At 62.8% G+C, this 12,027-nt stretch carries 10 protein-coding genes; all 10 read left to right on the top strand.

Annotated features, from left to right (window positions below; all coding sequences use genetic code 11):
- Positions 1 to 515 precede the first annotated feature (515 nt).
- The 10 genes from flhB (at position 516) to motD (ending at position 11,995) form a co-directional block, all read left to right on the top strand.
- Positions 516 to 1,664: a flagellar biosynthesis protein FlhB gene (gene flhB, locus DVJ77_RS20560; RefSeq protein WP_114847406.1), complete on the top strand. Its 1,149-nt coding sequence runs from the start codon at positions 516 to 518 to the stop codon at positions 1,662 to 1,664.
- A gap of 3 nt (positions 1,665 to 1,667) precedes the next feature.
- The gene (flhA, locus tag DVJ77_RS20555) at positions 1,668 to 3,758 is read left to right on the top strand and encodes a flagellar biosynthesis protein FlhA (protein ID WP_114847405.1); all 2,091 of its coding nucleotides are present in this window, start codon (positions 1,668 to 1,670) and stop codon (positions 3,756 to 3,758) included.
- Between the two features lie 293 nt (positions 3,759 to 4,051).
- Entirely contained in the window at positions 4,052 to 5,317 is a 1,266-nt protein-coding gene (gene flhF, locus DVJ77_RS20545; protein ID WP_114847403.1) for a flagellar biosynthesis GTPase FlhF, read from the top strand.
- 14 nt (positions 5,318 to 5,331) lie between these two features.
- The gene (locus DVJ77_RS20540; RefSeq protein WP_114847402.1) at positions 5,332 to 6,261 is read left to right on the top strand and encodes a MinD/ParA family protein; all 930 of its coding nucleotides are present in this window, start codon (positions 5,332 to 5,334) and stop codon (positions 6,259 to 6,261) included.
- A 1-nt stretch (position 6,262) separates the two neighbouring features.
- Positions 6,263 to 7,051 (top strand): RNA polymerase sigma factor FliA, encoded by a 789-nt coding sequence (locus DVJ77_RS20535; protein WP_114847401.1) that lies wholly within the window; start codon positions 6,263 to 6,265, stop codon positions 7,049 to 7,051.
- Positions 7,052 to 7,165: 114 nt separating this feature from the next.
- Positions 7,166 to 7,570: a chemotaxis response regulator CheY gene (gene cheY, locus DVJ77_RS20530; protein WP_114847400.1), complete on the top strand. Its 405-nt coding sequence runs from the start codon at positions 7,166 to 7,168 to the stop codon at positions 7,568 to 7,570.
- Positions 7,570 to 8,241: a protein phosphatase CheZ gene (locus tag DVJ77_RS20525; RefSeq protein ID WP_225428124.1), complete on the top strand. Its 672-nt coding sequence runs from the start codon at positions 7,570 to 7,572 to the stop codon at positions 8,239 to 8,241. The genes cheY and DVJ77_RS20525 overlap by 1 nt, the downstream gene beginning before the upstream one ends.
- Before the next feature lie 110 nt (positions 8,242 to 8,351).
- A complete protein-coding gene (locus DVJ77_RS20520; protein ID WP_114847398.1) occupies positions 8,352 to 10,217 on the top strand; it encodes a chemotaxis protein CheA in 1,866 nt (621 codons plus the stop codon).
- Between the two features lies 1 nt (position 10,218).
- Positions 10,219 to 10,959: a flagellar motor protein gene (locus DVJ77_RS20515; RefSeq protein ID WP_114847397.1), complete on the top strand. Its 741-nt coding sequence runs from the start codon at positions 10,219 to 10,221 to the stop codon at positions 10,957 to 10,959.
- 40 nt (positions 10,960 to 10,999) lie between these two features.
- Positions 11,000 to 11,995, top strand: coding sequence for a flagellar motor protein MotD (motD, locus tag DVJ77_RS20510; protein WP_114847412.1), 996 nt, complete (start codon positions 11,000 to 11,002; stop codon positions 11,993 to 11,995).
- Positions 11,996 to 12,027: the final 32 nt, after the last annotated feature.

Genomic DNA, 12,027 nt, shown 5'->3' with positions numbered 1-12,027 from the left:
CATGCAGGGGGAGGCTGGGAGGGGGTGCAACCTCGCCGCAAGATCGAACCCCTCCCCAACCCTCCCCTGCAAGCAGGGGAGGGAGCCACGCCGCCTCACCATTTCATTCTTCGGCGACTGCTCGCAGTCGCACCCGAGTGCGTGCAGGACGCGCGCTGCTCTTCGGGGCCCCTTTGCAGCGGTGAGGCTTGGACGACAAGGCCCGCAGGGGCATCGACATGGATGTCGATGCCTTTTCGCCAGGGCAGGAGCCCTGTCGAAAAGCCCGGCCAAGCCTCACGCACTCGTAGGGCAGGATGCCCGGAGAGCGCTGCATGGGGGTGGCCTTCTCTTTGGTTACTTTCTCTTGGCCACTCAAGAGAAAGTGACTCGGACCCCGGCAGGGGTTCGAAAGCCCGCCGCAGGCGACCAACCTAGCCAAAACCAAGACCAAAGCCAAAAGCGCCCCCTCCCCAACCCTCCCCAACAAGCAGACGCGAGAGCAAAACCGCGCACAGACATAAGAGACACCCCTCATGTCTGAGCAAAGCGACCAGGAACGCACCGAAGAACCCTCCGAAAAACGCCTGCGCGAAGCCCGCGAAAAAGGCGACCTTCCGCGCTCGCGAGATCTATCCGGTGCCCTCGTCGTGCTAGCCGGTGTTGCTGCCTTGCTCGCCAGTGGCGACAAAGCATTCATGCATGCGAAACGTATCTATGCCCTGGGTCTGGACTACCCGCGCGAGGCGTTGTTCTCCGACGAGCTGCCGGCACGCGCGCTGAGCGCGGCTATGCGTGAGGCCGTAGCTTTGTTTGCGCCAGTGGCGCTGGCAACGATGTTGGCGACGCTGGCTGCGCCGATCTTGCTTGGCGGTTTGAGTTTCAGTGCGCAGGCATTGGAGCCGAAATTCGATCGGCTGGATCCGCTCAAGGGTTTGGGGCGGATTTTTGCCTTGCGCGGTCTGGTGGAACTGGCCAAGTCGTTTTTGAAGTTGTTCTTGATTGGCGGTGTGCTGGCGATGCTGTTGTGGCAGTCGCAGGGGCAGTTGTTGGCGACCGGGCGTGGCGCGGTGGCTGCGGGTATTGCGCAATCGCTGGCTTTGCTTGGGCATGCCGCCTTGTTGTTCGGCTCGGTGTTGGCGCTGATCGGTGGCATCGATGCGCTGTATCAGCGCTTTGACTACGGCAAGCGTCAGCGCATGACCAAGCAGGAAGTGCGCGACGAAATGAAAGAGAGCGAGGGTAATCCCGAGCTGAAAAGCCGTATCCGTCAAGTGCAGCATCAGATGGCGCGGCGACGGATGATGCAGGAGTTGCCGCAGGCCGATGTGGTGGTGGTCAACCCCACCCATTTCGCGGTGGCGCTGAAGTACGACGATGGCCGCATGCGTGCGCCACGGGTGATTGCCAAGGGCGTGGATGTGTTGGCGCAGCAGATACGCCTGGTTGCCGGCAGTCACCGTATTCCGATGGTCGAAGCACCGCCGCTGGCGCGTGCGCTGTACGCCACGACCGAGCTTGGCAAGGAAATTCCCGCTGCGCTGTATGTCGCGGTGGCGCAGGTGCTGGCTTATGTGTTCCAGCTCAAACAAGCGGTGGCGCAGGGGGCTGAGCTACCTGTTCCGCCATCGCCGCAGGTCGATCCCGGCTTGCTCGGCCGCTATAGCGATATACAGAGGCAGTAACCCATGGCAGCAGTAGGCGCACTCGAAACTCTCAAACAAGTGGGCCGGCGTGGCATCGGCGCGCCGGTCATCATGTTGGCGATGCTGGCGATGCTGATGTTGCCGCTGCCGCCGTTTTTGCTGGACATACTTTTCAGCTTCAATATCGCGTTGTCGCTGGTGATTCTGCTGGCGGTGATCTATGTGATGCGGCCGCTGGAGTTCGCGGCATTTCCCACCGTGGTGCTGATGGCGACGCTGTTGCGCCTGGCCTTGAATATCGCGTCCACTCGCGTGGTGTTGCTGAACGGTCATGACGGGCCGGGTGCGGCGGGCAAGGTGATCGAAGCCTTCGGCGAGTTTGTTATCGGCGGTAACTTTGCCGTGGGCCTGGTGGTGTTTTCGATTCTCACCATCATCAACTTCGTGGTGGTGACCAAGGGCGCCACTCGCGTGTCGGAAGTAACTGCGCGCTTCACCCTGGATGCCATGCCGGGCAAGCAGATGGCGATCGATGCCGATCTCAACGCCGGTTTGCTGACGCAGGAGCAAGCGCGTGAGCGTCGCCAAGAGGTACGCGAAGAGGCCGACTTCTACGGTTCGATGGATGGTGCATCCAAATTCGTTCGTGGCGATGCCACCGCCGGCATCCTGATTCTGCTGATTAATATCGTCGGCGGCTTTTTCGTCGGCGTCATGCAACACGGGCTGAGCGCCAGCGAAGCGGCCAAGACCTACACCTTGCTGACCATCGGCGACGGTCTGGTGGCGCAGGTGCCGGCACTGATGTTGTCGATCGCCGCCGCGGTCATCGTCACTCGCGTATCCAAGTCGCAAGACATGGGCAAGCAGGTGATCGGCCAGGTATTCGGCCAGCCGCGAGCATTGGCGGTGGCTGGTGTGGTGCTGCTGGTGATGGGGGTGATTCCCGGCATGCCGAATCTGGCCTTCTTGTTGCTCGGCTCGGCTTGCGGCGGCGGTGCCTGGCTGATGATGAAGCGCGACCGCGAGACGCGCAGTCAACTGGCCGAAGACACGGCCGAGCCGATCTCCAGCGCCGCGCCCGCCGAACGACTGGAGCTGGGCTGGGAGGATGTTGCCAGTGTCGATCCGGTGGGTCTGGAAGTCGGTTATCGGTTGATTCCGCTGGTCGATAAAAACCAGGGCGGCGAGTTGATGGGGCGGATCAAATCGGTGCGCCGCAAGCTGTCGCAAGAGCTGGGCTTTCTGGTGCCGGCGGTACATATCCGCGACAACCTCGACCTGGGGCCAAACACCTATCGCATCACCTTGATGGGAGTGCCGATGGGCGAGGCCGATGTTTATACCGAGCGCTTGCTGGCGATCAACCCCGGTCGTGTGCATGGCACCTTGCAAGGTATCGCCACGCAAGATCCGGCCTTTGGGCTGGAGGCGGTATGGGTCGAAAACGGTCAGCGCGATAACGCGCAAAACCTGGGCTATACCGTGGTGGATCCGGCCACCGTCATCGCCACCCATTTGTCGCATCTCTTGCAAGGCCATGCGCACGAATTGCTCGGCCACCAGGACGTCCAGCAATTGCTCGATCGTCTTGCTGCGAGCGCGCCCAAGCTGGTCGAAGACCTGGTGCCCAAGCGCTTGTCACTGGGCGTGGTGGTCAAGGTGCTGCAAAACCTGCTGGCCGAGCGGGTGCCGATTCGCAATATGCGCAGCATCGTCGAATCCTTGGCGGAGCATGCAGGGCAGAGTCAGGATCCCGGCGCGCTCAGTGCCGCCGTGCGCGTCGCGTTGGGCCGGCAAATCGTGCAAGAGATCGCCGGGCTCGGTACCGAAGTCCCGGTGATTACCTTGGCGCCAGAGCTGGAGCAGATCCTGCTCAACTCATTGGGCAATGGCGGCGTAGCCGGTGCGGCGGTAGAGCCGGGCCTTGCCGACCGCCTGCAACAAAGCGTCGCCGACGCGGCGCGCCGACAGGAAATGAGCGGCGAACCCGCCGTGTTGCTGGTCGCGCCGCAACTGCGGCCATGGCTCGCGCGCTTCACTCGTCACGTGGCACAGAACCTGCACGTACTCGCTTACAACGAGGTGCCTGATAACCGCAGAGTGCGGTTAGTGCAGGCGCTTGGGCAGTGACATTGGGAGTTAAAGATGGGAATGGGGAACGGGGAACGGGGAACGTGTGTGTTGTCGCGGGCTTCTGTGTTTCGCTTTCGATCGGAGGCTATTGAGCAGAGCTGCAAATGTGATGGCCCAGCGCAACCTTCATGTTCCCCGTTCCCCATTCCCCGTTCCCCGCTTGCGAAGCAAGCCAAAGCATTTCGCTTCCGACCAAAGGCCATTGAGCAGCGCCGTAAATTTGATGGCCCAGCGCAACCTCCATGTTCCCCGTTCCCCATTCCCCGTTCCCCGCTTGCGGAGCAAGCACAATGAAAATCAAACGTTTCGTCGCGCCCGATATGCGTCAGGCCATGCGCGGGGTACGCGAAGAGCAGGGGCCGGATGCGGTGATTCTTTCCACGCGTCGGATTGACGATGGCATCGAAATTATCGCTGCGGTCGATTACGACGAGGCGCTGGTGCGCGAAGCGGCACGTCATGGCGCACCGTTGCCGGTCGAGGGCAATGCCGCGCCGATAGCTCATGTCGCGCCGGTCGTGCGTACGCCACCACCGCCACCGCCCCCCCTGCCGGTGGCGTCAGTGGAAACCAAGCCGGCCGAAACGGTCGTGTTGCATCCATTGATGGAGCGTGCCGCGCAGGATACGGCGCGCATGCGCACCGAGCTGGGCGATTTGCGCAGCTTGTTGGAAACGCAGCTTTCCAGCCTCGGCTGGAACGATATGGAGCGGCGTCATCCGCAACGCGCCCGGATTCTGCGCGACTTGACCCGGCTGGGTATCGAAGCGGATGTCGCGCGTCGGCTGGTCGACGAATTGCCGTCGCAACTCAGTGCCGAGCAGGCGCGTTACTTGCCGCTGGGCGTGCTTAGTCGCAGCCTCGCGGTGAGTGGCCGCGATCTGGCGGCCGACAGTGGCGTCACCGCCTTGGTGGGGCCGACCGGCGTCGGCAAGACCACCACCATCGCCAAGCTTGCCGCGCGCGCCGTGTTGCGTCACGGCGCGGCGCGGGTGGCCTTGGTCAGTACCGACGATTACCGCATCGGCGCTGCCGCGCAGCTCGAACATTACGGTCGCCTGCTTGGCGTGCGGGTGTACCCGGCACACGATGCGGACAGCTTGCGCCGCGTGCTGGAAACACTGCGCGACCGGCATACCGTATTGGTAGACACCGCCGGCGTGGCTGGCAGTGATCCGCGCCTGCAACAGCAGATGAGTTTGTTGCGCGATGCCGGTTCGCTGCGCGCCTGCGTGGTGCTTGCCGCCAATGCACAGGCGCAGGCGCTGGATGAAACCTTGCGCGCCTACCTGCCATTGCGGCCGCAGGCGTGCATTTTGACCAAGCTGGATGAAGCGCCGAGCCTGGGCGGTGCGCTGTCGATGTTGATCCGTCATCGCCTGCCGCTGGATTACGTCACCGATGGCCAGCGCGTACCCGAAGACATCGCCGCTGCCGATGCGCGCGTACTGGTTTGCCGTGCCGCGCAAGCGCTGAGGCACTCGGCCAGCGACGACAAAGCCAGCGACGATCTCAAGATGGCCGAGCGCTTCGGCCTAGCCATGGCGACCGCATGATGGGAGTTTCGCCGATGAATCAGGCCTGGGGCTTGAATCGCATCTTTCCGCTGATGGCGGCTCACCAAGAGCCCATGCATCGCGACCAGGCGGCCGGGCTGGGTGTGCTGCCGCGCCGTCGTTGCCGCACCATCACTATTGCCGGCGGCAAGGGCGGGGTGGGCAAATCGACAGTGACGGTGAACCTGGGCATGGCCTTGTCGATGGCCGGCCGCGAGGTGATGTTGCTCGATGCCGATATGGGCATGGCCAATCTCGATGTGCTGCTCGGGCTGACACCGTCACGGCATATCGGTCATCTGCTCGACGGTAGCAGTGGCCTGGAGGAGCTAGTGCTGTGTGCTCCGCACGGCCTGAAAGTGATACCGGCCGGCTCGGGTGCGCGGCGACTGTCGCAGTTGGGCAATGGCGAGCATGCCGCCGTCATTCGCGCCTTCGACGAGTTGGCGGTGCCACCCGATTACCTGCTGGTGGACACCGCGGCGGGGGTGTCCGACAACGTGGCTTTGTTCGCCGCCGCCGCCGATGACGTGATTCTGGTGGTGTGCGACGAGCCGGCCTCGATGACCGACGCCTATGCGCTTATCAAAGTGCTTAGCCGCGATTTTGGCGTGCGGCGCTACCACGTGGTGGCCAACATGGTGCGCCATGTGGGTGAAGCGCGGCAGCTCTACACCAAGCTGGCGCGGGTCAGTGATCGCTTTCTCGACGTCACGCTCGATTTCATGGGCATGGTGCCGCACGACGAGCATCTGCGGCAGGCGATTCGCCGGCAGAGCGCGGTGGTCGACGTCGCGCCGACCAGCCGTTCGGCACAAGCATTCAAGCAATTGGCAGGTGCGGTCGATACATGGGGAGAACCCGAGCGTCCGGGCCATGACCGTATCGCCTTTTTCGGCGGTCAGGCTGCATCGGAGCAGGCTATGTCGGGGAGTGGGTGTTGAGATGAGCGTGGCTTCCGAATATCTACAACTGCAACGCGAAAGCAGTGACGACATGGTGCGCCGGCATGCGCCCCTGGTGCGACGTATTGCCTATCACTTGATGGGCCGTCTGCCGGCCAGCGTGGATGTGGATGACCTGGTGCAGGCCGGCATGATCGGTTTATTGGAGGCGGCGCGTAATTTCGCTACCGATCGTTCGGCCAGCTTCGAGACTTACGCCGGCATCCGTATTCGCGGTGCGATGCTGGACGAGCTGCGCAAAACCGATTGGACCCCGCGCTCCGTGCATCGCAAGTTGCGCGAGGTTACCGAAGTAGTGCGCCAGATAGAAAACGAAACCGGCGCCGATGCCGCCGACGCCGAAGTGATCCGGCGCCTGGGCATCACCGCGCAGGAATACCACCAGATTCTGGCCGACGCGAGTAGCGCGCGCCTGCTGAGCCTTACCGCGCCGGATGACGACGAAGGCGGCGCCGCGTTCGATGTCGCCGATCAAGATGGCATGGAGCCGCAAGAGCGCGTCGAGCAAGAGGGCATGCGCCATGCCTTGATCGATTCGATCGGCAACCTGCCCGAGCGCGAGCAGCTAGTGATGTCGCTGTACTACGAGCAAGAACTGAACTTGAAAGAGATCGGCGCCGTACTCGGGGTGACCGAGTCGCGAGTCTGCCAGATTCATGGTCAGGCGCTGGTACGGCTGCGAGCGCGGATGGTGGGTTGGCGCGAGGCTGAATCGGGGAACGGGGAGCGGGGAACAGGGAAGGGCCGGGCCGCGCGGCGTTCTGGATGAGCACTACATGTTCGTTCTCCGACATTCAGAGCAGTGAGCTGCCGGAACCATCACCCTGCATGTTCCCCGTTCCCCGTTCCCCGTTTCCCATCTAGAAACAACGTGGAGAGTTGCTTGGACAAAAACATGAAAATCCTCGTGGTGGACGATTTCTCCACCATGCGGCGCATCGTGCGGAATTTGCTGGTCGAGCTGGGTTTCAGCAATACGCTGATCCAAGAGGCCGAAGACGGCGACAACGCCATGACGATGCTGCGTGCGCAGCCGTTCGACATGGTCGTCACCGACTGGAACATGCCCAATATGACCGGCATCGATTTGCTGCGCGCGATCCGCGCCGAGCCGGCGCTGAAGGCGCTACCGGTGTTGATGGTCACCGCCGAAAACAATCGCGAGCAGATCATTTCCGCGGCCCAGGCCGGCGTCAACGGCTATGTGGTCAAGCCCTTCACCGCCGTCACGCTGAAGGAAAAACTGGACAAAATCTTCGAGCGGCTCGCCGCCAAGGGGGCTGCGTGATGAGTGCGACCATGCCTGTACTCGGTGGAAATGGATTGGCCGGCGCAGGGCTTTCCGGCGGCAGCTTGCCACCGGAGCTGCAGCAACTGCTGCATAGCGCCGACGGTGCCGCTTTCGAGCAGGCGCTGGATACCTTGGTGCGCGAGCGCGAACAGCACCTGTTTCGCGCGCTGGGCCTGCTTGCCCGCGATTTGCATGTCGCCGTGCAGCGGCTCGGCGGCGAGCTGGCGCAAGAGGGTGTGCCCGATAGCGTGGCCGATGCGCGCAAGCATCTGCACGACGTACTGGAAATGAGCGCGCAAGCCGCGCACCGCAGCCTGGACTTCACCGAGCGCATGCGCCCGCAAGCCGACACGCTGGAGCGTCATGCCGACGCGGTTCTGGCCGAAAGCCACAGCAGCGAGGCGGCTACCGTGCTGGCCCGGCAGGCGCGCGAGTTCGCTGGCAGTTGCCGTGGCGGTCTGGCCGACATGGTGCTGGCGCAATCGTGGCAGGACTTGTCCGGTCAACGCATCAAGAAAGTGGCGACCTTTATCGGCAGCGTCGAATCCTCCCTGCTCGAACTGGTTCGCCTCACCGGCGCACTGGCCGGTGGCGAGGCGCCGGTGGCGGCGGCCAAGGTCAGCAACCAGGACGAAGTAGATCGTCTGCTGAGCGAATTCGGCTTTTGATCTTGCCCCTCCCCTTGCTTGTCCCAAAAAGGGGACTCCCTTGGGTCGCAGGGGAGGGAGCAGGTGGCGGCAATGAATGATTTAAACGAATTGAAGGGAATAGATTCTCGATGAACCCTGCGCTGGACAGCGAGCTACGTGACGACTTCCTGGTCGAGGCTCGGGAGCTGCTGCAGCGGCTGGACGAGCAACTAGTGCAACTGGAGGCAGCGCCGCGCGATAGCGAGTTGCTCAATGCGGTGTTTCGTGCCTTTCATACGATCAAGGGCGGCGCTGGCTTTCTCGCCATCGATCCGATGGTGCAGTTGTGCCATCAAGCCGAAGATCTGCTCAACGACGCACGCAACGCTGTCTTTGTGCTCGATTCGGCGCAGATGGATGCCTTGCTGGAATCGCTCGATCTGCTCAACGCGCAAATGGATGCGATGGGCGAGGGCAGTGTGCTGCCGATACCGCCGCCCTCGTTATTGCAGCGTCTGCGCCTGACGGTAGCCACGCCGGTAGCGGTCGCTGCACCCACGGTGGTTGCCGTGCAGAGCGATGCATCGACCATCGACGACAGCGAATTCGAGGCCCTGCTGGATAGCCTTTATGGCAACAGCGGTGCTCCCGGCGTCGCCGCCACGACAAACGCCAATACGATTGGCGATGACGAGTTCGAGGCCTTGCTGGATAACCTGCATGGCAAAGGCGGCAACCCCGGCGCATTGACCGCACCGGCAGCCATGGCGGTGGAACCCCAGCAAGCCGCCGCACGCAGCAGCGGCAGCGTCGAATCCACCGTGCGCGTAGACACCGGCCGGCTCGATGGTTTGGTCAATAACGCCGGTGAACTGGTGTTGGTGCGCAACCGCCTGCTTAGTCTGGCCGCGCGCAGCGATGACGCCTCGCTGGTCAGCGCGGCGGGCGATCTCGATCGGGTTGCCGATGAATTGCAAGGCAGCGTCATCGGTATGCGCATGCAGCCGGTGGGGCGATTGTTTCAGCGCTTTCCGCGCATCGTGCGCGATCTCGCGCGTCAGCTCGGCAAAGACATCGAGCTGGTTACCGCCGGCGAAGACACCGATCTGGATCGCAGCCTGGTCGAGGCGCTGGCTGATCCGCTGGTGCACTTGCTGCGCAACGCGGTCGATCATGGCCTGGAAGGGCCGGATGAGCGCGAGCGCAGCGGCAAGTCGCGCAAAGGCACCGTGCGCTTATCGGCCAGCCAGCGCGGCGAACGCATCGTTATCGTGGTGAGCGACGACGGTCGCGGCATGAACCCCGAGGTGTTGCGGCGTAAAGCGGTCGAGAAAGGTGTTATCGATGAGGCGCAGGCGGCGCGCTTGAGCGAGACGGAATCGCTTGAGCTGATTTTTCGTCCCGGCTTTAGTACCGCAAGCGTGGTCTCTGATATTTCCGGCCGCGGCGTCGGCATGGACGTGGTCAAGACCCGCGTGATCGAGTTGGGCGGCACCTTGCAGGTGCGCTCGCGGATGGGGCAGGGCAGCGAGCTTGAGCTGGCCGTGCCGCTGACCTTGGCGATTCAACGCGTGCTGATGGTTGGCGTAGCCGATCGTTTGTTTGCCCTGCCGCTGGGCAATGTCGAAGAAGTCTTTGAATTGACCGCCGGGCAAGACCAATGGCTGGATGGCCGCCGGGTGGCGGCGCACCGTGGTCGTGCCTTGCCACTGGGCGATCTGAGCGGTTGGGCCGGTGTGGCCGGCGCCAAAGCGCCACGGCAAGTCGTCGTATTGCATATCGGCCATCAGCGTCTGGGTTGTCTGGTGCATGCGGTGATCGGTCGCGAAGACGTGATGGTCAAGCCGCTGGGGTCGTTGTTTGCCGGCGTACCCGGCGTAGCCGGCGCCACGGTTACCGGCGATGGACGCCTGGCGCTGGTGCTGGATCTGGCCAGCCTCGCCGATGAAGGCCGTCACTTGTTACTCGCAACACCACTCTCTACAGCAGTACCCACCACAGCGGCGGTTGTCTGACATGGATCTGGTTAGCCTTATCGGCACGATTCTGGCCTTTGTGGTCATCATCGTCGGCACTATTTTGAAAGGTTCCAGCATTGGGGCGCTGTGGAATCCTGCGGCGTGCGTCATCGTGTTTCTTGGCACCATCGCCGCGGTGATGGTGCAAAACCAGGGGCAGGTGCTCAAGCGTGCGATGAGCATGGCGAAACTCATTTATAAGCCGCCCAGGCATCAACCGGATGACCTGGTCAGCCGGGTAGTGGGCTGGAGCGAAATATCGCGCCGCCAGGGCTTGCTTGGGCTGGAGCCGCAGATTGACGCCGAGGCCGATACGTTCACGCGCAAGGGTCTGCAACTGCTGGTGGACGGTAGCGAGCCCGAAGCGATTCGCAGTGTGCTCGAAGTGGATCTGGACACCCGCGAACAGATCGATCTGGCCGCGGCCAAGGTGTACGAAAACGCCGGCATCTACTCCCCGACCATGGGCATTATCGGCGCGGTGATGGGCTTGATGGCGGTGATGCAGAACCTGGCCGATCCCAGCAAGCTCGGCCACGGTATCGCCGCCGCTTTCGTGGCGACGATTTACGGCGTGGCGTTTGCGAATTTGCTGATGCTGCCGATGGCTTCGCGACTCAAGGGGCTTATCACCAAGCAGTCGCGCATGCGCGAGATCCTGATCGAAGGGCTGGTCTCGATCGCCCAGGGCGATAACCCGCGCCAGATCGAGGCGAAATTGCAAGGCTATCTCTCATGAGCAGGCCGTCATGGGGCATGCCGCTGTGGAGCAGGCCGTCATGAGCCGGCGCAAGCATCACGAGGACCACGTCAATCACGAGGCATGGGCGATTCCCTATGCCGACTTGATGACATTGCTGCTGGCGTTCTTCGTAGTGATGTACGCCGTATCGGTGGTCAACGAAGGCAAGTACCGGGTGATGTCGCAGTCGATCATCGAGGCGTTCAATGGTACCAGCCGCCGTCTCGATCCCGTGCACAGCAGCAACGTCGCACCGGTGGCGCCGGTGCCGGCCGATCGCAAAAACAGCCAGGCGCAGAACTCCGTATTGCCGCGTATCGCGCCGCCGCTGCCTACGCGCAACCTGGCCACCTCATCGATGCAGAACGGTACAGCCAAGCGTCAAAACAGCGAGCAGGAAAACCTCGAACGCATTCAAGATCAGGTGCAGCGGGCCTTGCAGCCGTTGATCGACAAGAGCCTGGTAGTGGTGCGTCGGACCAAGACCTGGCTGGAAATAGAAATTCGCACCGACATTTTGTTTCCCAGCGGCGTGGCGCGCTTGTCGGCGCCGGCTGACGACGTGCTCAACCATATCGCTTCGATTCTGGCGCCGTTTCCCAATCCGTTGCGAGTGGAAGGCTATACCGACGACAAACCGATCAACACCGCAGTATATCCCTCTAACTGGGAGCTTTCCGCCGCGCGCGCGGCCAGTGTGGCGCGGCTCTTCGTCGAGCAAGGCATCGACCCGTCACGGCTCGGCATCATCGGCTGGGGCGAGATTCGCCCCGCGGCCGACAACGTCAGCGAAGAAGGGCGCAATCGCAATCGTCGTGTGCTGGTGGTGGTGCTGAGCGATCGCAGCGCGCCGGTACGCTTTTACAGCGATGCCAATCATCCGCTGGCCGAGGTCGAGCCAACCCTGACACCGAGTGCGCCGCCCGCCGTCGATAAGCCCATCGTCGTCAAGCCCGACCCGCCGACCGATGTCGTGCCGATAAATACCAGCGTCGTCGCGACACAGGCGCCCGTACCCGAGGTCAAGGGATGACATCCGCCATGGGCGCAGCCATGTTTTCGTAC

The sequence above is a fragment of the Dyella tabacisoli genome (assembly GCF_003350925.1).
Classification (GTDB): Bacteria; Pseudomonadota; Gammaproteobacteria; order Xanthomonadales; family Rhodanobacteraceae; genus Dyella_C; species Dyella_C tabacisoli.
The sequence above is the reverse complement of the archived record's forward strand: the minus strand, read 5'-3'. Positions and strand labels throughout refer to the sequence as shown.